At 69.2% G+C, this 21,788-nt stretch carries 19 protein-coding genes and 1 pseudogene; 13 read left to right on the top strand and 7 right to left on the bottom strand.

The window, feature by feature from the left end; translation table 11 throughout:
• Nucleotides 1–36: 36 nt before the first annotated feature.
• Complete coding sequence (locus AC1RIF_RS06000) at nt 37–825, bottom strand: peptidylprolyl isomerase (RefSeq protein ID WP_492600460.1); 789 nt, start codon at nt 823–825, stop codon at nt 37–39.
• A complete protein-coding gene (locus tag AC1RIF_RS05995; RefSeq protein ID WP_492600459.1) occupies nt 825–1,694 on the bottom strand; it encodes a peptidylprolyl isomerase in 870 nt (289 codons plus the stop codon). Before AC1RIF_RS05995 ends, AC1RIF_RS06000 begins: the two co-directional genes overlap by 1 nt.
• 185 nt (nt 1,695–1,879) lie before the next feature.
• On the opposite strand from AC1RIF_RS05995, the gene AC1RIF_RS05990 reads away from it, so the two are divergent.
• The 5 genes from AC1RIF_RS05990 (at nt 1,880) to AC1RIF_RS05970 (ending at nt 8,290) form a co-directional block, all read left to right on the top strand.
• Complete coding sequence (locus tag AC1RIF_RS05990; protein WP_492600458.1) at nt 1,880–2,560, top strand: MBL fold metallo-hydrolase; 681 nt, start codon at nt 1,880–1,882, stop codon at nt 2,558–2,560.
• Nucleotides 2,561–2,575: 15 nt separating this feature from the next.
• Nucleotides 2,576–3,850 (top strand): histidine--tRNA ligase, encoded by a 1,275-nt coding sequence (hisS, locus tag AC1RIF_RS05985; RefSeq protein ID WP_492600457.1) that lies wholly within the window; start codon nt 2,576–2,578, stop codon nt 3,848–3,850.
• A 46-nt stretch (nt 3,851–3,896) separates the two neighbouring features.
• A complete protein-coding gene (locus AC1RIF_RS05980; protein ID WP_492600784.1) occupies nt 3,897–4,478 on the top strand; it encodes a hypothetical protein in 582 nt (193 codons plus the stop codon).
• Nucleotides 4,479–4,577: 99 nt separating this feature from the next.
• Nucleotides 4,578–7,181, top strand: a complete 2,604-nt coding sequence (locus tag AC1RIF_RS05975) for a helix-turn-helix transcriptional regulator (RefSeq protein WP_492600456.1) — start codon at nt 4,578–4,580, stop codon at nt 7,179–7,181.
• A 104-nt stretch (nt 7,182–7,285) separates the two neighbouring features.
• Nucleotides 7,286–8,290, top strand: coding sequence for a malate dehydrogenase (locus AC1RIF_RS05970; RefSeq protein ID WP_492600455.1), 1,005 nt, complete (start codon nt 7,286–7,288; stop codon nt 8,288–8,290).
• Between the two features lie 26 nt (nt 8,291–8,316).
• Here AC1RIF_RS05970 and AC1RIF_RS05965 read toward each other — a convergent pair whose 3' ends face one another.
• The 3 genes from AC1RIF_RS05965 to AC1RIF_RS05955 all read right to left on the bottom strand — a co-directional run bounded on the left by AC1RIF_RS05965 (nt 8,317) and on the right by AC1RIF_RS05955 (nt 10,777).
• Nucleotides 8,317–9,675, bottom strand: a complete 1,359-nt coding sequence (locus AC1RIF_RS05965; protein WP_492600454.1) for a hypothetical protein — start codon at nt 9,673–9,675, stop codon at nt 8,317–8,319.
• A complete protein-coding gene (locus AC1RIF_RS05960; RefSeq protein ID WP_492600453.1) occupies nt 9,672–10,001 on the bottom strand; it encodes a type VII secretion target in 330 nt (109 codons plus the stop codon). The genes AC1RIF_RS05965 and AC1RIF_RS05960 overlap by 4 nt, the downstream gene beginning before the upstream one ends.
• 95 nt (nt 10,002–10,096) lie before the next feature.
• The gene (locus AC1RIF_RS05955; protein ID WP_492600452.1) at nt 10,097–10,777 is read right to left on the bottom strand and encodes a TetR/AcrR family transcriptional regulator; all 681 of its coding nucleotides are present in this window, start codon (nt 10,775–10,777) and stop codon (nt 10,097–10,099) included.
• 262 nt (nt 10,778–11,039) lie between these two features.
• Here AC1RIF_RS05955 and AC1RIF_RS05950 point away from each other — a divergent pair, with 262 nt between their 5' ends.
• The 7 genes and pseudogenes from AC1RIF_RS05950 to AC1RIF_RS05920 form a co-directional block, all read left to right on the top strand.
• Nucleotides 11,040–11,900 carry an urea amidolyase associated protein UAAP1 gene (locus AC1RIF_RS05950; protein ID WP_492600451.1) on the top strand — a complete coding sequence of 287 codons (861 nt, stop codon included), beginning with the start codon at nt 11,040–11,042 and terminating at the stop codon, nt 11,898–11,900.
• Complete coding sequence (locus AC1RIF_RS05945) at nt 11,897–12,562, top strand: urea amidolyase associated protein UAAP2 (RefSeq protein ID WP_492600450.1); 666 nt, start codon at nt 11,897–11,899, stop codon at nt 12,560–12,562. The genes AC1RIF_RS05950 and AC1RIF_RS05945 overlap by 4 nt, the downstream gene beginning before the upstream one ends.
• A complete protein-coding gene (locus AC1RIF_RS05940) occupies nt 12,559–14,541 on the top strand; it encodes a 5-oxoprolinase/urea amidolyase family protein (RefSeq protein ID WP_492600449.1) in 1,983 nt (660 codons plus the stop codon). The genes AC1RIF_RS05945 and AC1RIF_RS05940 overlap by 4 nt, the downstream gene beginning before the upstream one ends.
• Before the next feature lie 110 nt (nt 14,542–14,651).
• Nucleotides 14,652–16,136, top strand: coding sequence for an MFS transporter (locus AC1RIF_RS05935; RefSeq protein WP_492600448.1), 1,485 nt, complete (start codon nt 14,652–14,654; stop codon nt 16,134–16,136).
• Between the two features lie 14 nt (nt 16,137–16,150).
• Nucleotides 16,151–16,708 carry a TetR/AcrR family transcriptional regulator gene (locus tag AC1RIF_RS05930; protein ID WP_492600447.1) on the top strand — a complete coding sequence of 186 codons (558 nt, stop codon included), beginning with the start codon at nt 16,151–16,153 and terminating at the stop codon, nt 16,706–16,708.
• Nucleotides 16,709–16,922: 214 nt separating this feature from the next.
• Nucleotides 16,923–17,969 carry an alpha/beta hydrolase gene (locus AC1RIF_RS05925; RefSeq protein WP_492600446.1) on the top strand — a complete coding sequence of 349 codons (1,047 nt, stop codon included), beginning with the start codon at nt 16,923–16,925 and terminating at the stop codon, nt 17,967–17,969.
• Nucleotides 17,970–18,484: 515 nt separating this feature from the next.
• Nucleotides 18,485–18,892: pseudogene (locus AC1RIF_RS05920) on the top strand (M23 family metallopeptidase); the annotation flags it as partial.
• A gap of 103 nt (nt 18,893–18,995) precedes the next feature.
• Here AC1RIF_RS05920 and AC1RIF_RS05915 read toward each other — a convergent pair.
• The gene (locus tag AC1RIF_RS05915) at nt 18,996–19,361 is read right to left on the bottom strand and encodes a RidA family protein (RefSeq protein ID WP_492600445.1); all 366 of its coding nucleotides are present in this window, start codon (nt 19,359–19,361) and stop codon (nt 18,996–18,998) included.
• 120 nt (nt 19,362–19,481) lie between these two features.
• Between AC1RIF_RS05915 and AC1RIF_RS05910 the strand changes: the two genes are divergently transcribed.
• Complete coding sequence (locus AC1RIF_RS05910; RefSeq protein ID WP_492600444.1) at nt 19,482–20,507, top strand: Rv2578c family radical SAM protein; 1,026 nt, start codon at nt 19,482–19,484, stop codon at nt 20,505–20,507.
• Between the two features lie 41 nt (nt 20,508–20,548).
• On the opposite strand, the gene AC1RIF_RS05905 is transcribed toward AC1RIF_RS05910, so the two are convergent.
• Nucleotides 20,549–21,700 carry an acetyl-CoA C-acetyltransferase gene (locus AC1RIF_RS05905; protein WP_492600443.1) on the bottom strand — a complete coding sequence of 384 codons (1,152 nt, stop codon included), beginning with the start codon at nt 21,698–21,700 and terminating at the stop codon, nt 20,549–20,551.
• Nucleotides 21,701–21,788 lie beyond the last annotated feature (88 nt).

Below are 21,788 nucleotides of genomic sequence, written 5' to 3'. Positions count from 1 at the left end.
GACGAACGGCCCCTTCAGGTTCGAGCGGGTGGCGTGTCAGCCGACCTTGGCGGTCTCGATGGTGACCGCGTCGGCCGGGGCGCCGTCGCCGGGGCCTGTGGAACCCTTGACGCCGGCCGCGGCGATCTTGTCCAGGGTCGCGAGTCCCTCGTCCGAGATGGTGCCGACCACCGTGTAGTTCGGCTGGAGCAGCGAGTCCTCGAAGACCAGGAAGAACTGACTGCCGTTGGTGTCGGGACCGGCGTTGGCCATCGCGAGCGTGCCGCGGGGGTACACGACCGGGCTGCCGAGGGCGGGATCGTTCGCTGCGAACTGGTTGGTCGGGTACTCGTTCGCGTACTGGTAGCCAGGGCCGCCGCTGCCGCGCCCGGACGGGTCGCCGCACTGCAGCATGCCCAGACCGGGGACGGTGGAGATGCGATGGCAGGGGGTCCCGTCGAAGTACGCCTGCTCGGTCAGGCTGACGAAGCTGTTGACCGTGCAGGGGGCCTTGGCGCGGTCGAGGGTGAGTCCGATGGGTCCGGCATCGGTCGTGAGGGCGACCGGGACGGTGCCCTCGGTCGACACGCCGGTGCCGTTCGGAGCCGTCACGTCCTTCGCGGCGGAGCCGGTCGGGGAGTAGCTGCAGTCGACGGTCGGCCCCGCAGGCGCTGCGGCGGCGGGCAGGGCCGCGTAGCGGGACATGTCGATCGACGGCGCGGCCGGCGTCGTCCAGGCGCTCGATTCGCTCGTGGATGAGTCGGTGGAACTGTCGTTGTCGGAGGAGCACCCGGTCAGGACGAGTGCGGCGCCCAGTCCGACGGCGGCAAATGCTGTGCGCTTCATCAGTCCAGTCTCACACTCGTGATCTCGACGGGCAGGTTCGGCTTGCCGTCACCGGGCTGGTTGGACGAGTCGTTCCCGGCCGCGGCAACCTTGTCGAGCGTGGCGAGACCGGTCTCGTCGATGGTGCCGAACACGGTGTAGTCGGGCGGCAGTTGGGAATCGCCGTAGACCATGAAGAACTGGCTGCCGTTGCTGTTCGGCATGCTGCTGTGTGCCATCGCGAGGGTGCCGCGGGGGTACGTCGCGGGCGTGCTCAGCGCGGGATCACCCTCGGCGTACTGGTCGGTCGGGAACTCGTTGGCGAAGCCGTAGCCGGGCCCACCGGTTCCGGTCCCGGTGGGATCGCCGCACTGCAGGACCTGCAGGCTGTCGCCGGTGGTGAGCCGGTGGCAGCTGGTCGCGTCGAAGTAGCCCTGTGCGGCGAGGCTGACGAAATTGTTGACCGTGCAGGGAGATTCGGCGTTGTTCAGCGTCAGTCCGACGTTGCCCTGCGAGGTCTCCATGCTGGCGCTGACGGTCGCGACGGTGGTGTCGATGCCCTCGGTACGCGGCGGTGTGTTGGGCTTGGACGCCGCGCTGCCGTCGGGCGTGTAGGCGCAGTTCACGAGATTCGGGAGTGCCTCGGCGCGGCCGGCCGGCAGCGCGCCGGCGGTCTGTGTCTCGGAGGCCGCGGTGTTCTCGGCGGACTTGTCGTCGTCCTTGCCGCTCAGCGTCACCACGACGGCTCCGACCGCGACCAGGACGACGACACCGACGATGGAGCCGGCGATCGTCATCTGCTTGCGCTTTCGTGCGCGTTCGGCGCGCCGTTCGAGCTGGCGTTCCAGCTTTCTCTTCGCTGCTTCCCGGCGCTGCTGATTGCTCGGCACTGCGGTAGTCCTCCCGTACGTCTCGTTCGGTTCGTTCCAGAATTTCTCGTGGCGACCGACGCCGCCCGAGGGCTTCGGGCGAGTCTGCCATTGCAACCTGAGAAGATCCCGGCGCGACGACAGCCTAGGCTGTATGCGGTCCGGATTGGACCCTGTAATCGACCCGTACTTTAGGAGCTGCCGCCGTGCTCGTCACCGGATTCCCGGCCGGGATGTTCCAGACCAACTGTTACATCCTCGCGCAGGACGATTCGACGGACTGCGTCGTCGTCGATCCCGGCCAGGACGCGGCCGAACCGTTGGCGCAGTTCCTGGCCCAGTCGGAGCTCGAGCCGCGGGCGGTGCTGTTGACGCACGGCCACCTCGATCACACGTGGTCGGTGCAGCCGGTCTGCGAGCGGTACGGCATCCCGGCGTACATCCACCCCGAGGACCGATACATGCTCAGCGATCCCTCGCGCGGGATCGGACCCACGATGAACCAGTTCATCGCCGGGGTGGAGTTCCGTGAACCCGGCGAGGTGATCGAGCTGGCCGACGGCGACGAGATCTCCGTCGCCGGGATCGACTTCGTGGTCGACCACACGCCGGGCCACACGCAGGGTTCGGTGGTTTTCCGGACCGAACTGTCGACCGACGACGGACCGCTGCAGGTCGCGCTCACCGGCGACACGCTGTTCCAGGGTTCGATCGGTCGCAGCGACCTTCCCGGTGGCAACCACGACCAGTTGCTGCGCTCGATCGCGCGCAAGTTACTCGTGCTCGACGACACCACCGCGATCCTGCCCGGCCACGGCGGATCGAGCTCGATCGGCCAGGAGCGTGCCGCGAACCCGTTCCTCGTTGGACTGACCGCCTCCCAGTAAGGAAAAGTAAGCATCGTGAGTAAGTCCAGCACCTTCTCGGCCCCCAAGGGTATTCCCGACTATGTCCCACCGCAGTCCGCGGAGTTCGTCGCCGTGCGCGACGGGCTGACCCGTGCGGCGAGGCTGGCCGGCTACGGACACATCGAGTTGCCGATCTTCGAGGACACGGGTCTGTTCGCCCGTGGCGTCGGTGAGTCCACCGACGTCGTGTCGAAGGAGATGTACACGTTCGCCGACCGTGGCGACCGCTCGGTGACGCTCCGGCCGGAGGGCACCGCCGGCGTGATGCGCGCGGTGATCGAGCACGGCCTCGATCGTGGCCAGTTGCCGGTCAAACTCAGCTACGCCGGCCCGTTCTTCCGTTACGAGCGCCCCCAGGCGGGTCGCTACCGTCAGCTGCAGCAGGTGGGTGTCGAGGCGATCGGCGTGGACGATCCGGCGCTCGACGCCGAGGTCATCGCGATCGCCGACGCCGGGTTCCGCAGCCTCGGCCTCGAGGGTTTCCGCCTCGAGATCACCTCGCTCGGTGACGAGACGTGCCGCCCGCAGTACCGGGAACGGTTGCAGGAGTTCCTGTTCGCGTTGCCGCTGGACGAGGAGACCCGTCGCCGCGCCGAGATCAACCCGCTGCGCGTGCTCGACGACAAGCGCAAGGAGGTCCGCGAGATGACGGCGGACGCCCCGCTGATGCTCGATCACCTCTCGGAGAGTGCGAAGGCGCATTTCGATCAGGTGCTCGCGCACCTCGATGCGCTCGGTGTGCCCTACGTCGTGAATCCGCGGATGGTGCGCGGCCTCGACTACTACACCAAGACCACGTTCGAGTTCGTCCACGACGGTCTCGGCGCGCAGTCCGGCATCGGCGGCGGCGGCCGCTACGACGGCCTCATGGAACAGCTCGGCGGGCAGCCGTTGTCCGGTATCGGCTTCGGCCTCGGCGTGGACCGCACGGTCCTGGCGCTCGCGGCCGAGGGGAAGACGGCCGGCAACCCGGCCCGCTGCGAGGTGTTCGGGGTGCCGATCGGCGACGCCGCGAAGGCACGGATGGTCACGATCGCGCGCGACCTGCGGACGGCCGGGGTCCGCGTCGACATGGTGTACGGCGACCGGGGGATCAAGGGTTCGATGAAGGCAGCCGACCGTTCGGGTGCGCGGTTCGCGCTGGTGCTCGGCGACGAGGACCTCGCGGCCGGCACGATCGGTGTCAAGAACCTGGCCACCGGCGACCAGACCTCGGTTCCGCTGGAAGGTGTTGTCGCGCAGATCGGTTCGATTCTTGCCGACGCCTGATCCGGCGGGCGGGGAGGAGTTCTCTCTCGACCTGATTTCGGCGTCGATGCTGGCGCCGCGTATGCGCAGGATCGCCGTGGTCTCGATCGTGATCGGGGTCGTGGTGGGCGCCGTGGTGGCGTTCTTCGCTGCGCCGGCGGTCGCGGTCGCGGTCGGTGCGGTGATCGGCCTGCCGACCGCGCTGTCCGCGCTCCTGGCGACGCGCCGCCGAATATGGCTGGGCGGCACCATGATCCATGCATCGAACGGGTTGCGGCACCGGCGGATCGAGGTCAGCGACGCGGTCAGCGTCGAATTCGTGGTGCGGGCCGGGCGAATCAGCCAGGTCGCAGTGCGGATCGGGGACGGCCGGGCCACCCAGACGGTGCCGCTCGCGCTCTACTCCGGGGACGGTGGACGGGAACTCGAGGTGCTCGGGTTGCGCAAGCTCGCCGACGCGCTGTCCGCGAGCGAACTGGCGCCGGCGGCCGCCGCCGCGTCGCTGCTCATCGAGCAGCTGCGGGCGGAGGCCCGGGGAGCCGGCCTGGAGGAGCGGCCGCTGTACCGGGCGGTCGCATTGGTCCGTGATGCCGGGCGGGTGCCGCAGACCGTGCTCACCGACCAGGAAGTTGCGGCTCTGTCGAGCTGACGCCCGCGAACGGACACGGACTGACCGGGCGGTAACTCCCTGGTTGCGGGTTCGGTCGTTCGCTTCGCTGCGCCGTCCGACAGGATTATCGTTCGAAGCATGGTCGGACTCTGGCCCGTCCTCGATCGCACGGCGGTTTTCGAGGGCGCAGAGGAACTGCTCCGCAACGGGACGACGTGCGGAGTGGTGCTGGTCGGTACCGCCGGTGTGGGCAAGACGACGATGGCGCGTGAGCTGGTCGGTTCACTCACCGGCGACGCCCGCTGGATCGTCGGCACCGAGTCCACCCAGACCATTCCCCTCGGGGCTTTCGCGCCGCACCTGGCCCGCACCACGTCCCGCGACCCGGTCGTCGCGCTGCGCGCGGTGCGTGATCTGCTCGCCGAGGACGGCTCGGCTCCCGACAGCGGGGTGGGCATCATCGGGGTGGACGACGCACACCTGCTCGACGAGTTCTCGGCGGGGCTGGTCCACCAGTTGGCGGTCGGCCACGACGCCCGGTTGGTGGTCACCGTCCGCAGCGGTGCCCCGGTGCCCGGGGCGATCGAGGCGCTGTGGAAGGACGGGTTGCTCACCCCGTTCGTGGTGCCGCCGTTCACGCGGCAGGAGATGGACGCGGAACTCCACGCGGTTCTAGGCGCCCCGGTCGAACGGTTCAGCGCGGACGAGATCTGGGAGGCATCGGAGGGCAATCCGCTGTTCCTGCGGCATCTCGTGGAGGGTGCGCTCGACGGTGGCACGCTCCGCAAATCGGGAGGTGTGTGGCAGTTGCGGGGACGGCCCGGGGTGTCCGCGGCTCTCGCGTCGCTGCTCGAATCGCGCTTCGCGCGGACGCCGCGCGACGCACTGGACGTGGTCGACTACCTCGCGTTCTGCGAGCCACTCGAACTCGAAGTGCTCAGCGAACTGGTGAGCCGACGGTCGATCGAGGAGGCCGAACGCCTGGACCTGGTGCGGATTCGTGACGTGGGAAACGCCCACGTCGTGCGGCTGGCCCATCCGCTGTTCGGCGAGGTGATCCGCGATCGCGCCGGAGTCCTCGCCGCGCAGCGCATCAAGCGGCGACTCGTCGAGGTGCTGCGCGCGTCGCCCGACCCGGGCATGGTGACCTCGATGCGTATCGCCGAGTTGGCGATGGAGTCCGGGATGGACCCGGACCCGGACCTGCTGGTGCGCGGCGCGGAGGATGCGATCGCGATGGCCAGTCTCGAACTGGGTGCGCGTCTCGCGGGTGCCGCGGTCCGGCGCGGAGCCGGCTTCGACGCGTCGTTCGCGCTGGGCCGAGCCCTGATGTGGCAGGGCCAGGGCGACGACGCCGAGGAAGTGTTCGCGGCCGTCGACCCGGACGTGCTGAGCGAGTACGACGTGGCCCGCTGGCTGCTGACTCGTGTCGCGAGCCTGTATCTGGAGGCCGGCCGGCCGCAGGAGGCGGTCGCGTTGTTCGAGCGCGAGCGTGGCCGGATCACCGACCCCATGCTTGCGGTGTCGGTGGTGGCACTGGACGCGGTCCTGCATCTGTACGACCGTCGGCCCGGAGAGGCGATCGCGCTGGCCCGGCAGGTGGGGGCGGCGCCGGAGGCCCACCCGTGGGCACGTGCGAGCGCCGTGTTCGCCGGTGTCGCGGCACTGACGGTGTCGGGCCGCGGCTTCGAGGTGGGCGCGCTGGCCTCGTCCGCATGGGAGGCGATCTCGCACGGTGACGGCCTGCTGCGATTCCATATCGGCTACTTCGAGGTCCAGGCTCTCACGCTCGTCGGACGGTTGTCGGCTGCGAAGCAGACCGCCGCCCGGTACCGCGATCTGGCGGCCGGACAGCCGAACAGTGCCGCGCTGGCCGACGTGGCGTCCGGCGTCGTGGAATTGACCAGCGGCCGGCTCAACGATGCCGCCGAGCACCTGACGGAGGCCCTCGCGGTGCTCGACCGCGAGACACGATCGGAATGGATGCTGCTCGCGGCCGTGAGCTTGTGCCAGGTGCGGGCAGCGCAGGGCCGCCCCGACGACGCCGCCGCGGCGCTCGCGATCGCGGAACGCCACTCCGGGCCCGAGCTGGCCTTCTTCGACCCGCTCATCGACATCGCCCGGGCGTGGGTCGCGGGAGCGGCGGGGGAGGTGTCGGCCGCGGTCCATGCGGCGCGCCGAGGCGCGGAGCTGGCGGCGCAGTCCGGGCAGTTCGCGGTGGAGGCGATCGCGCTCGACGTCGCCACGACGTTCGGCGACTACTCCACCGTCGCGCGGCTCACCGAACTGATGTCGGTGGTGGACGGGCCGTTCGCGAAGGTGGCGGCCGCGCGAGCGCGCGCGCTGGCGAAGGCGGACGGACCCGCACTCGACGGGCTCGCGGCAGAGTTCGAGCGCGTCGGCGCCCTGATCGCGGCGGCGGACATGTACGCGCAGGCGGCCACCGCGTACTCGCGGTCGAACAACCGCCGGGGTGAGCTGTCGGCGGCGGCGAAGGCGCACTGGCTGTCGTCGCGGTGCGACGGGGCGACCACGCCCGCCCTCGCGAAGGCGGCCCGCCCGCTGCCGCTTACCGATCGCGAACGTGAAATCGCGGTTCTGGTCGGTCGGGGGTTGTCGAACAAGGACATTGCCGGCCGGTTGGTGCTGTCGGTGCGCACCGTCGAAGGGCACATCTACCGGGCATGCGAGAAGCTGGCGCTGAGCCACCGCAGCGAGCTCGCCAAGCTCGTCCAGGTGTGATCCTCTCCACAGGCCGGTCGCCGCATGGTGTGATCGATCTCCCTCTCCCGCTGTCGGATTCGTGGCTACCGTGGGAAGTGTCGACGACGACGCGAGGAGACGGCATGAGCACTGCACCTGTCGGTAACGCACCGGTCACTGTCACGGTCACCGGGGCCTCGGGGCAGATCGCGTACGGTCTGCTGTTTCGGATCGCGGCCGGCGACATGCTCGGTCCCGAGACCCCGATCCGGTTGAGGTTGCTGGAAATTCCCGCGGCGGTCAGATCCGCGGAGGGCGTCGCGATGGAACTCGAGGACGGCGCGTTCCCGCTGCTCGACGGCATCGAGATCACTGACGACCCGCTCGTCGGCTTCGAGGGTTCCGACATCGCGATGCTGGTCGGGGCGCGACCCCGCACCCAGGGCATGGAGCGCGCGGACCTGTTGTCGGCGAACGGCGCGATCTTCACCGCTCAGGGCCGGGCCATCGAGGCCCGCGCGTCCGACGACGTCAAGGTGCTGGTGGTGGGCAATCCCGCGAACACCAACGCGCTGATCGCGATGAACAATGCACCCGGAGTGCCGCGAACCCGGTTCTCGGCCCTCACCCGACTCGACCACAACCGGGCCATCGCGCAGCTCGCACACAAGACCGGTGAGCCGGCCGCCAGTATTCGCCGGATGACCATCTGGGGAAACCACTCGGCCACGCAGTACCCGGACCTGTTCCACGCCGTCGTGGGCAACAAGTCCGCCGAGGACGCGGTGTCGGATCGGGCCTGGATCGAAAGCGAGTTCGTTCCCACCGTGCAGCAGCGGGGCACGGCCATCATCCAGGCCCGTGGGTCGTCGTCCGCGGCGAGTGCCGCGAGCGCGGCGATCGATCACGTGCGGGACTGGGTTCGCGGAACCGCCGACGGCGACTGGGTCTCGATGGCGGTGTGCTCGGACGGCGCCTACGGTGTCCCGGAGGGGCTGATCAGTTCGTTCCCGGTGACGTGCGCGGACGGTGAGTTCACCATCGTCCCGGACCTGGAGATCGAGGACTTCTCACGCGCGCGGATCGTCCGGTCCGTCGCGGAACTCGAACAGGAACGGGACGCGGTTCGCGCGCTCGGCCTGATCTGAGGACCGACCGAGCGCGCGAACGACGGTCAGCGCGCGCCGAACTCGTCGGCCCCCAGGTCGTCGGGGTCGATGCCCCCGATGACCGCCGGGGCCACCATCGGCAGGTCGCCGACGACGTCGCTGCTCCGTGCGACATCGACGAGGTAGCCCGGTGTGTCGCGATCGACGGAGTCGTCGTAGCCGCCGCGAGCACCGGAGGCCCCGGATGCCCCGGGTGCCATTGCACCGGGTGCGAAGCCGCCCGTTCCGGCGGTGGCGGTCGGCGGCGCCGTTGCGGTCGCACCGGCCGGTCCGGCGCCGGACGTGCCGACCACCGACGGCGCAGCGGAGGGACCGCGCCCCGCAGAGCCGGCGGCCGCCGCGCTGCCGCTTCCGACGCCGCCGAAGAATCCGGATGCGGCCGAACCGAGCGAGCCACCGGAACCTCCGCCGCCGCCCGTCGCCAGGGACGTCGTCGCCGGCGCTGCGGTGGACACGAGGTCCCCGGTGACTCCCGCGGCGAGGGTGGGCGCCGCGCCGGAATCACCGAACTGTCGAGTGATGTTCCCGACGAGGGGCTTTCCGACGGATTCGAGAAGTGAGCCGGCGATCGCGATCGGTGACGGACCGCCTCCGGGTATGAGACCGGCCGCGGGCGTAGGCGCTGCCGGAACCGGGATCTCGGCTCCCAGCGCCGCCATCGCCGACTGATGGCCGGCGAGTTCGGCCCGGGTCTCGGCGACCACCGTCAACGCTCGCTGGAGATGATCGGCAGCGGCCGCGATGAGCATGGTCTGCCCCGGCGGCGTGAGTGCCACCGGCGCAGCGGCCGCGGCGGTCGCGACGAACGATTCGACGACGGCGACGAGCTTCGCGTTGCCGCGGGCCACCGATCCCGTGGCTTCCCGAGTGACGGCGGCGATCTCGTTTCCGCGCAGGCTGAGCTGTTCACCGGCGAGCTGGGCCTGTTGCCCCTGTGACTGGGCGGCGGCCGCGGCCTGGCCCTCCCACACCTGATCGAGGGTCTTCAGTGCCGACAGCCCCACCGACAGTGCGGTGTCGATGGTCGACGACGTCTGCTGCAGCAGCGCCGTCGGATCGAAACCGCCGACCGCCCCGGTGCCGAACGCGCCGGCGAGTTCGGAGATGGGTTGCAGCAGTTGGTCCAGACCCGGCAGTGGCGGCAGTGTGGGTAGCGGCGGCAGAGCGGGAAGCGGCGGTAGTGCGCCGGCCGCGATGTCGGTGAACGGCGTGTCCAACAGGGGCCCGAGCGGCGACGCGGCGAGGGCCTCCATCGGGGTGCGAGGGACCGGCATGTCGAGTACCGGTGCGACCGGTGACGCCTGCAGCAGATCCAGAACCGTCGGCTGGTCGCCCCCCGGCGCCGTGGGATCCGAGGCCGTCATGCGTTCTCCCCCAGAGTGTCTCGTGCAGCGCCGAGGACGGCGCCGGTGGACCGATCGGTGGCGTCGTAGGCCTCGGCGATGGTGTGCGCGACCGAACTCGTGCCCGCATACACGTTCGCCAGGGCTGCAACCGATCTCGCGTGTGTCACCTGCGTCGTGGCGAACGTCGCGAGGAAATCGGCGCCGATCACGCCGAAGACCGGCGTCAGTGCCGCGATGTTGGCGGCGGCGTCGAATGCGCCGGCCGCTCCGATGTGTGCGGCTGTCTCCGCCGCGACGTCCCCGTAAGCCCGAATCTCGTCCGGCGCAGCCGTGAATCCGTCCATGTCGACCCCCCAGTCAATGGTTTCGGTGTCACTGTAGCGGAGGCGCCGACGGGTGCGTGCAGCGTCGGTGCCGGGCTGTGGACAACTCTCGGCAATCAGCTCGAACCGATCCGTTCGAGGAGGGCCGCAGCCCGCGTCGCGATCACGGCCGTCGGTCCCGTCCAGCCCAGCACCCGTAGGGCGGCGTCGGCGACCGTGTCTGGGGTGAGCGGTGACGTGGAGTCGTGGACCGTGGCGTCCGAACGAGAGCTGATCGTCGCCTCGACGAGGCGGAACGGCAGTTCGAGGGGGACGGAATCGCATGCGGGGCCGCCGATCGCCGCGCGGGCGTCGTGGGCGAACGCGGTGTACCGCGCCATCAGGTCCGCTCGCAGTCCACGGAACTCGGCGAACCGCTCCGTCGTCACCTCGGGCAGCAGGTACAGCGCGCCCAGATTCCACCGAGACGCGACGAGTTGGCCGGCATCGAAGAGCGCGAGGGCGTACATACCGACGACGGGATCGTCGCAGTCCCGGCGCAACTGTTCGGCGCACGCGACGGGCGCCGCGACGGTTCCGAGCAGGAGGGCCGCGAGGATGTCGTCCTTGGTGGCGAAATGGTGGTACATCGAGGCCTGCCGGATCCCGACGGCGTCGGCGATCATCCGCGTCGACGTTCCCGTGAAGCCACGCGTGGTGAACAGTTCCGCCGCCGCGTCGAGGATCTCCTCGCGTGCGGTCGCCCCCGGCCGCTTGCGCGTCGACAGTCTCGGCCGGCCGGCACCAGTCGTCGTCATGTCTCCATTCTGGCAGCGACGGCAGGCAATCGAGTGCTGCCGCGCCCGTGACCAGCGCGTGTGAGCGCGTGGACACACCCCCGTCATCGATGACACCGGGTCGCAACCGGAACGGTCCGTCCGGACCCACGTTCGCAACATCTGCGAAATCGGGGGCGTCATTTCGGGCTGAAAACTGTCGGTCGACAGGAACTGACGGCGCCGCCGCCGGGCCGAACCGCATTCCGTTCCCCGGCGCCGCCCCTCACGATTGGAGTCCGACGTGACCACCAGCACCGATCTTCCGGGCGGCACCGCGACCACCGCTGCTGCCCGGGCCCATGCCCGGTCCCAGGCCGGAACCGTCACCGGGTCGATGCCGATCCTGCCGGCGTCGTCCTGGCCCACTCCGCCGCACGGTGTCTCCGCCGACCGCCTCACCTGGGCCGAGACGGTGCCCGGCGGGTGCTACACATCCAAGGTGCTTGCGCGAGGCACCCGGATCCGCCTGCGCGACATCGACGGCGCGGCCTGCGCCACCGTTCTGCTGTATCGGGCCGACGCGCCCTGGGAGCGGCTCAACGTCGCCGACACGGTCAAGGTGCCGTGGCAGGCCTACCTCGGCGTCGGGCACCCGTTGCTGTCCGACGCGGGACGGGTGCTGGCGACCGTCGTCGCGGACACTTCCGGTCGGCACGACGCGCTGTGCGGCACCACCAGTCGCGCCGGGAACACCGCGAAGTACGGGTCCGGGTCGGTGCACTCGCCGTCGCCGGCGGGCCGGGAGTTGCTGACCCTCGCCGCCGCGAAACACGGACTCGGGCCCCGGGACCTGCCGCCGTCGCTGTCGTTCTTCCACGGCGTCCGCGTCGAACCCGACGGCAGGCTGACGAGCACCGGCACCGCCGGCGCCGGGGCGTACGTGGAACTGCTGCTGCATCTTCCGCTGATCGTGCTGATCGCCGACACCGCGCACCCGCTCGACCCCGATCCCGAGTTCTCCACCACCGCGCTCGAGGTTCTCGCGTGGTCGGCGCCCCACGACCTCGATGCCCTCCCGAACGACGACCCCGAGTACCGCCGGGCCGTCCTCAACACCGAGGACGCCTGGACCGCACTGCATTCCGGAAAGGACGCGCGATGACGACCCTCGCTCCCGATGCCCACACCCTGGCCCTCGTTCCCGGAGAGGTCGTCCTCGACGAGACGGTCGAGGCCCGCGGACCCTGGTCTGCGGTGATCGCGGCCGACGACGTGCTCACCATCGTGGATCTGCACGGCAACCAGGCCGTCGACACCCTCGTCTACGCCGCCGACGACCACTCCCGCCGGTACTCGGCGGCGGCGACCGTCGCCGCGCAGCGCAACCTGTTCCTCACCACCGGCAGCGTGCTGCGGGCCGACGACGGCGGCGCACTCGTGACGATCGTGGCCGACGAGGTGGGAAACCACGACACCGTCGGCGGAGCCTGTTCGCAGGAGTCGAACACGCTGCGGTACGGCCATCACACCAAGCACCAGCACGCGTGCGTCGAGAACTTCCTGATCGAGGGAGCACACCGGGGACTCGGCAAACGGGACCTGGTCTCGAACATCAACTTCTTCATGAATGTGCCGGTGGATCCGGACGGCGCACTCGGCATCGTCGACGGGCTGTCGGCGCCGGGCCGACGGCTGGCGCTGCGCGCCGACGTCGACGCGCTGGTGCTGGTGTCGAACTGCCCTCAGATCAACAACCCCTGCAACGGTTTCGACCCCACCGCAGTCCGGATGATCGTCACCCGGCCGCTGGAGGTGCTGCGATGACCGCCAAGTGCACGGTGCTCCGTCCCGGCATGGGCACCACCGTCCAGGACTATCCGGGTCGCGTCGGCTACTGGCAGATCGGGGTGCCGCCGTCGGGTCCGATGGACGACCTGTCGTTCCGTCTCGGCAATGTCGCCCTCGGAAACCCGGAGGGGATCGCGGGATTCGAGGCGGTGATGGCGGGCCCCGCGCTGCGTTTCGACGAGCCCACGCGGGTGTGCGTGACCGGTGCGGCCACCCGGGTGACGGTCGACGGCGTGGTGGTCCCGCAGTGGCGGCCCGTCACGGTGCCGGCCGGGGGAGTGCTCGACGTCGGTGCCGTCTCCGGCCCGGGCCTGCGTATCTACGTCCTCGTCGCGGGCGGGCTCGACGTCCCGGAGTTCCTCGGCAGCGCAGCGACGTTCACACTCGGACGGTTCGGCGGACTCGAGGGCCGCACCCTGCGGGAGGGGGACACCCTGGCGCTGGGCGAGGCCCCTACGGCGCTGCCGAACCCGGTTCCTTCCGATGCGGTGCCGGCGCTGTCGCAGCGCTGGGAGATCGCCGTGACGGAGGGGCCGCACGGCGCACCCGAATTCTTCACTCGCGCCGACATCGACACTCTGTACCGGACCGATTACGAGGTGCACTTCAACTCCGACCGGACCGGCGTGCGACTGATCGGCCCGCAGCCCGACTGGGCTCGGCCGGACGGCGGCGAGGCCGGTCTGCACCCGTCGAACATCCACGACAACGCGTACTCGGTGGGCGCGCTGGACTTCACCGGGGACACCCCGATCCTCCTCGGTCCGGACGGGCCCAGCCTCGGCGGATTCGTCTGCCCGGTCACGGTCGTCGCCGCGGACCGGTGGAAGTTGGGCCAGCTCGCGCCGGGCAACACGGTGCGGTTCGTGCCGGTGCGCGCGGAGCACGCGGCGTCCCGGCGTCATCTGGGGCCGGGGCGTCGGGCGTCGCTGCCCGCCGTGCTGTCCGGGGGACGGGACGGCGACGACGGGGTGATCGCCCGCCGGGACGGCGACACCGCGGTCACCTACCGGCGCTCCGGAGACGACAACGTCCTCGTCGAGTACGGCGACATGACCCTCGATCTCGCGCTGCGGGCCCGGGTGCACGCGCTGCACCAGCACCTCGCGTCGGATCGGACGGCCGGACTGCTCGACCTGACGCCCGGGATCCGGTCGCTGCAGGTCCGGGTCGACCCCGACGTCCTGCCCGTCTCGACGCTGCTCGGCCTGCTTTCCGAGGCCGAGGACGCGATCCCGGCCGCGAACGAACTGGTGGTACCGAGCCGGACGGTGCGGATGCCGCTGTCGTGGGACGACCCGGCCACCCGGGAGGCGATCGCGCGGTACATGCACGGCGTCCGGTCCGACGCGCCGTGGTGCCCGTGGAACATCGAGTTCATCCGCCGGATGAACGGACTCGAGTCGGTGAACGACGTCTTCGACACCGTGTTCGGCGCCGACTACATGGTCCTCGGCCTCGGTGACGTCTACCTCGGCGCCCCCGTCGCGACGCCACTCGATCCGCGACACCGGCTGGTCACCACCAAGTACAACCCGGCGCGTACGTGGACTCCGGAGAACGCGGTCGGTATCGGCGGCGCCTACCTGTGCATCTACGGCATGGAGGGGCCGGGCGGCTACCAGTTCGTGGGCCGCACCACCCAGGTGTGGAACCACCGGCATCCGCAACGGTCCGGCCCGTTCGAGGACGGGACGCCGTGGCTGCTCCGGTTCTTCGACCGGATCTCCTGGTACCCGGTCGAACCCGAGGAACTGCTCGACCTGCGGGCCGACCTCGCGGCGGGACGCGGCGGTGGCATCGAGATCGGTGACGGCAGCTTCTCGCTCGCCGAACACGAGGCCTTTCTCGCCGCCCACTCCGACTCGATCGAGGCATTCCGGGCGAGTCAGGCGGTGGCCTTCGCCGGGGAGCGGCAGCGGTGGGCGGACGCCGGCGAGTTCGCGCGTCGTTGAACCGTCCGGTCGACCTCCCTGGGGGCGGGACGCGATTTGCCTCGAGGTGGTGAATGGGTGTTCACTCGGTGGTGAATGCTCATTCACCACTGCACTTCGGAGATGATCCATTGTCCGCACGTCCCGCGACCGCGCCGCTCTCGGAAGCTCCGTCACCCGCTCGCCGATCCAGCGCGGCCATCACCGCGGTGCTGTGCCTGTGCGGCACGATCGTCTCGCTGCAGCAGACGCTCGTCGTCCCGCTGCTACCCGATCTTCGGGACATCCTCGGAGTGAGCGCAGACGACGCGTTCTGGCTGGTCACGATCACGCTGCTGACGGCGGCCGTGGCAACTCCGATCGTCTCGCGTCTGGCGGACATGGTCGGCAAGCGGCGCATGATGCTGGTCGCGATGGGAATGATGGTGTGTGGGTCGCTCGTCGCCGCGCTCGGTGGCACGTTCGTCGCAGTGCTGATCGGACGCGGCCTGCAGGGATTCGCGTCGTCGCTGATCGCCGTGGGCATCGGAATCATGCGCGACGAACTTCCGCGCGAGAAGGTTCCGGCGGCGACCGCACTGATGAGCGCGACACTGGGGATGGGCAGCGCGCTCGGACTTCCCTTGGCGGGCGTCATCTACGTGAACCTCGGCTGGCACGCAATCTTCTGGACGTCGGCCGCGGCGGGGGCGCTGCTGTTCCTCGCAGTGGTGTTCGTGGTCCCCGAATCGAAGGTGCGGACGCCGGGACGGTTCGACTACCTGGGCGCACTCATCCTGTCTGTCGCGTTGGCATCGCTCCTGCTCGGTATCTCCAAGGGCGGATCGTGGGGCTGGGGAACCGGCCGAACGATCGGCTGCTTCGTGCTCGCGGTGGTGGTGCTCGCGATCTGGATGCCGTATCAGTTGCGGGTGAAGGATCCGATGGTCAATCTGCGGACCTCCGCGCGTCGCCCGGTCCTGCTCACCAACCTGGCATCGATGATCGTCGGGTTCGCGATGTTCGCGAACATGCTCTCGACCACCCAGCAACTCCAGATGCCGGAGGCCACCGGATACGGCTTCGGGCTCAGCGTGTTCGTCGCCGGACTGTGCATGGTGCCGGCGGGGCTGTCGATGGTGGTGTTCTCGCCGCTGTCCGCGAAGATCACCACACGATTCGGCGCTCGGATCACGCTCATCACCGGCGCACTGATCCTCGCGGTCGCCTACGTGGTCCGCGTCCTGTTCAACGGTTCGATCGAGCTGATCATCCTGGGCTCGATGGTGGTCAACATCGGCACGGCAATCACGTACTCGGCGATGCCGATCCTCATCATGCAGTCCGTGCCGATCTCGGAAACCGCCGCCTCCAACGGATTGAACTCGCTGCTCCGCTCGATCGGAACCTCGACCTCGAGTGCCGTGGTCACCGCCCTCCTCACCGCGATGACGCTCGACGTCGCGGGGGTCCCGCTGCCCACGCTCGCCGCCTTCCAGACGGTGTTCGCCGTCGCGTGTGGCATGGCGATCCTGGCGGCCGCCGTCGCCTGGTTCATCCCCCGGACGACACGGAAGGTGCCGATGTCCACGGTCGTGGAGGCGTCCGCCGAGGCGCGGGTCGAGACGGCATCGTGACTAGGGTTGGCCACGTGAGCGGAAAGACCACGCGGGAGAACATCATCGACGCGGCGCGTGCCCTGTTCGCCGACCGTGGCTACACGGCCACCACGATCAAGGACGTCGCCGAACGCGCCGGGTGCTCGCCGGCGATGGTCATGAAACTCATGGGGAGCAAGGCCGAGTTGTACTCGGCCGCGGCGCCGTCGCTGCCGTCCGCCGCAGACGATCCGCACGTCTGCGAGGACGAGTCGGTGGGGTACCGCATGGTGCGGAACATCGTCGAACGGCGCGACGCGGACGAGTCCGAGCCGTGGGTGATGATGCCGCTGCTCATCCACGAGGCGCCCGATCGCGACGCCGCCCAGGCCGAGGCGCGGGAACGCTACGTCGGCGCCATCTCCGCGAAGATCGGTGACACCACTGCGGATCGACTGCCCACCCAGATGGTGGTCGCGGTGCTCCTCGGCCTCGCCACGGGTCTGCGGACGATGGGCCTCATGCCGACGGACACCCTCGACAGCGACGACCTCGTCCGCCGCTACGGGGCGGTGGTCCAGTCGATCATCGACGGGACAGCCCGGGCCTAGGCCCTTCGCTCGGGTCGTCGACCCGGCCACGCCGGTGGTGAAACCGGGGGTGAATCACGGCCCGACGTCGGCGATCGGGACACACTGGACCCTTCGGCCGGTATGGTCCTGCGCTGGTGCCGAGTTGAGGGGGCGACCCGGTTGCCGGTTCGATCATCATCCGTGGGCCCGTTCGGTGGCGCGGTGGATTCGGTTCGCTCGGGAGGAAATTCGCATGGGGAATTCGACGTTCGGGTGTGCCCGGGTCATGGCCGCCGCGGTGGTCGCGTCCGCGTCACTGCTCGCGGTGCCGGCCACGGCATCCGCAGGTGGCGACGCATCGGGTACGAAGGTGACCGCCGCGTCGGACGTCTCGGGGTCCTACCTGGTGAAAACTACGAAGAACTCGGATCGTAAGGTCACCATCGCGGTGTACTCGGCCGCGATGGGCCGCAACATTCCGCTCGAAGTCATTCTCCCCGCCGACCGGAGTCAGCCCCGGCCGACGCTCTATCTCCTGAACGGCGCGGGTGGCGGCGAGGATTCGGCCACCTGGCAGCGCAAGACCGATGTCATGAACTTCTTCCGGGACGAGAACGTCAACGTCGTCACGCCGCTCGAGGGTGCGTTCAGCTACTACGCGGACTGGGTGAACGACGATCCGAAACTCGGGCGCCAGAAGTGGCAGACGTTCATGACGCAGGAACTCCCGCCCGTGATCGACGAGGCCTTCGGTACCAACAAGATCCAGTCCATCGCAGCGATCTCGATGACCGCGACCTCGGTGCTCAACTACGCGATCGCCAGGCCCGGCTTCTACAAGAGTGTCGGCTCCTACAGCGGCTGTGCCGAGACCAGCACGTGGGCCGGCAAGAACGCCATCCAGGTGGTGACCGGTGTCCGTGGCGGCGTCGACGTCACCAACATGTGGGGTCCCCTGGACGGGCCCGGGTGGGTCGCAAACGATCCCGTCGTCAATGCCGAGAAGCTACGGGGAACCGAGCTCTACATCACCACGGGTTCCGGGCTGCCCGGACCGCACGAGACGTTGAACGGACCCGGAATCAACGGGCAGGCGGGGGCGCTCGCCAACCAGATCATCGTCGGCGGCATCATCGAGGCGGCCACCAACTACTGCACCCACAACCTGGCGAATCGTCTCGCTCAGTTGAACATCCCGGCAACCTTCGATTTCAAGCCCGGCGGCACGCACTCGTGGGGCTACTGGCAGGACGACCTGCACAACCACTGGCCCGCGATCGCCCGGTCGATGGGAATCTAGCCCCGTCACTTCGGATGAACTGAAACGAATCGGTCGCCGGATCGCTCAGTCATTGCTACCGTCACCGCACACAAGGAAACCGACAGGACTGGTGCGCGGGGTTGCGCCATCCCAGATGAAAGGCGGACCCGCGCAGATGATGTCGACGTCGTGTCTTCGTTCGGCTCGACGACTGATTCCCGGGATCGTCGGACTCTGTTCCACCCGTGATCGAGCGGGCTCGATTTCTTGTGGTTCCACCGGTCCGATCCGGATCTGATTCGATCTTCGAGAAGGGTGCACGCATGGGAAGCGCGAAGTTGCGGTTGGGATTCCGGCGGTTGGTTGCGGGTGCATTGACAGGTGCAGGGCTGACGGCAGCACTCGTGGTCGGGTCCGCATCGACCGCATCGGCGCAACCCGCGCTTCCACCCTTACCGGGATCGGCCGACGTGGCGCAGTTCCTGAACGACGCAGCGTCGACGCTGAACGACGTTGCCGGAGCGCTCCAGAGCTTCGACCTCGGCTCCAGCTCGGGACTGCCCTTCGGCAGCCTGGGTGGACTCGGCGGCGTCGTCAAGCCGGCGTCCGGTCCGATCACCACCCGATTCGGCGGCGGGCACATGGGTATCGACATCGCCGCCAACATGGGGGCGCCGATCTACGCGGTGGCCGACGGCACCGTCATCAACGCGGGCCCGGCGTCGGGCTTCGGTCTGTGGGTCCGGATCAGGCACAACGACGGCACCATCACCACGTACGGCCACAACGACGCCAACCTCGTCTCGGTCGGTCAGCGTGTGTTCGCCGGCCAGCGCATCGCCAACGTCGGTAACCGCGGCAACTCGACCGGCCCGCACCTGCACTTCGAGGTCGATCTTCCGGGCGGAATCAAGACCGATCCCATTTCCTGGCTGGCGATGCGCGGCGTCCTCCTCTTCTGACGGAGGGACTGCCGGGGCCGCGACACGCCCTTCGGTCGTCGAATGGTTCGGGCCGCACTGCCGAGGAGACCTCGACCGTGCGGCCCGAGACGGCGGCACCTGTTCAGTCGGTGACGACGGCGTCGGCCTCGATCTCGATCAGCAGATCGGAATCGATGAGAGCACTCACTTCGAGAATCGTCGCGGCCGGGCGGATCTCGCCGAACACCTCACCATGGGCGACAGCTGCCTCCTCCCACTTAGACATGTCGCGCAGGTACATGCGGGTGCGGATCACGTCGTCCAGCGACGCCCCGGCCTCGGTCAGGGACGCCGCGATGGTCGCGAGCGCTCCTCGCGTCTGCTCCTCGAGGGTCGCGCCCGGGGAGGTGGTACCGGACACCGCGATCTGGTTCCCGATCCGCACCGCGCGGGAGTAACCGATCTTGGGCTCCCACTCGGAGCCGGAGGAGATGTTCTTTCTGGTCATGGTCGAAGATTGTGGCAGGCCGATGTTTCGGGCATGTGGCCTGCGTCCGCATCCAGATATCTCGAACATTTCTTCGAAGAATCGGTTGACATGGGTTAGTACACATGTTCGACTGGGTTCATGAGGTGGCAGGGTCAGACGCTCGACGCGGACGACGGCGCGCTTCCGGGTCTCGAGCGCGCAGGATTGGTGCGGAGCATCCAGACGCCGGAGTTCGAGGGAATCACCTTTCACGAGGTGCTCTGCAAGAGTGCGCTCAACAAGGTCCCGGAGGGTGCGTCGCTGCCGTTCGGCTTCACCGTCAACGCCTTCCGTGGGTGCAGTCACGCGTGCCGCTACTGTTTCGCCCGGCCGACGCACGAGTATCTGGACCTCGATTCGGGGCACGACTTCGACTCGCAGGTCGTGGTGAAGATGAACATCGCCGCGGTGCTCCGTCGCGAGCTGTCGCGTCGCTCGTGGAAGAGGGACCACGTCGCGCTCGGCACCAACACCGACCCGTACCAGCGCGCCGAGGGACGCTATCGGTTGATGCCCGGGATCATCGGTGCGCTCACCGAATCACGCACGCCCTTCTCGATTCTGACGAAGGGCACGTTGCTGCGCCGGGATCTGCCACTGCTGCGGCACGCAGCCGAGCGGGTGTCGGTCGGTGTGGGCGTGTCGCTGGCGATCCACGACCCGGAATTGCAGAAGGCCGTCGAGCCGGGGACGCCGTCGCCGCGGGCGCGGCTCGAACTCATCCGCGCCGTCACCGACGCCGGGCTGCCGTGCAACGTCATGGTGGCTCCGGTGATCCCGTACCTGACCGACTCGACCGCGCATCTGGACGGGCTGCTGTCGGCCATCGCCGACGCCGGTGCGACCGGGGTGACGATCTTCCCGATGCACTTGCGGGGCAGCACCCGTGGCTGGTTCCTCAACTGGCTCGCGTCCGAACATCCCGCCCTGGTCAGGAGGTACCGGCAGCTCTACGGTCGCGGCGCCTACGTCACTCCCGAGTACAAGGCCTGGCTCAGGGCGCGGGTCGAGCCGATGGTCGAGAGCTACGGCTTGGGTGGGCGTTCGGAACATCGTGACGTCCCCGCGCCCGACCACCGCGAACTGGTCGGTGCCGGCGCGGCGCCCGCGCTGACCCTGTTCTGACCTCGAGGGCGGTGCCTCGGCGTTCCGGATGCGCCGGGGCGTCAACCGAGTCTCTCGACGATCAGCACGTTTGCGGTGCCGCCACCCTCGCACATGGTTTGCAGTCCGTACCGTCCGCCGCGGCGTTCGAGTTCGTTCAGAAGCGTGGTGAACAGCTTGGTTCCGGTGGCGCCGAGGGGGTGACCGAGCGCGATACCGCCGCCGTTGACGTTGACCCGATCGGGGGCGGCTCCGGTCTCGGCGATCCACGACAGCACCACCGACGCGAACGCTTCGTTGACCTCGATCACGTCGAAGTCGTCGATGCTCATCCCGGTCTTGTGCAGGGCGTACTCCGTTGCCGGAATCGGGGCGCTGAGCATGAAGACCGGGTCGGCGCCGCGGGCGCTGAGGTGATGGATCCGGGCGCGGGGGACCAGGTTGTGCGCTGCGACGGCCGCCTCGGAGGCGACCAGTACGGCGCTGGCGCCGTCGGAGATCTGGCTCGCCAGCGCGGCGGTGAGCCGTCCACCCTCACGCAGGGTCGGAAGTGCAGCCATGGCTGCGAGGCTCGTCTCACGGGGGCATTCGTCGACCGCGGCAGGGCCGACCGGAACGATCTCCGAGTCGAACCGTCCCGTGCGGATCGCGTCGCGCGCCCGTGCGTGACTGCGCAGGGCCCACCGCTCCATCTGCTCACGGCTGATGTCCCACTTCTCGGCGATCAGCTCCGCGCCACGGAACTGGGAGATCTCCTCCGTGCCGTAGCGGCGGTCCCATCCGGCCGAACCCGAATACGGATCGTCGAAGCCGTAGTGCTGTCCGACGGTCATCGCCGCGGAGATCGGAATTCGGCTCATGTTCTGTACGCCGCCCGCCACGACCAGATCCGCGGTGCCGCTCAGGACCGCCTGCGCGGCGAAGTGCAGTGCCTGCTGGCTGGATCCGCACTGGCGGTCGACGGTGACACCCGGGACCGTCTCGGGCAGGCCGGCCGCCAGCGCCGCGGTGCGCGCTATGTTGCCGGCCTGGCCGCCGATCGCGTCGACGCAGCCGAAGATGACGTCGTCGAGGGCTGTCGGGTCGACGCCGGTCCGGTTCACGATCGATCGGATCACGCTCGCTCCCAGGTCGATCGGATGGACGGCGGACAGTCCGCCGTTCCGCCGGCCCACTGCGGTGCGAACGGCATCGACGACGTATGCCTCGGCCATCACTCGACCTCCTCGGTCGCCGTCGGCGCGGCGAGTGTCGCTCCGACGGCTAATTGGTTAGATAATTAATCTATACCAAGCGGTGGGG

This window comes from Prescottella sp. GW823-FHT02E09, from assembly GCF_058797375.1.
Note: the sequence above shows the minus strand (reverse complement) of the source record. Positions and strands in the feature narration are given on the sequence as shown.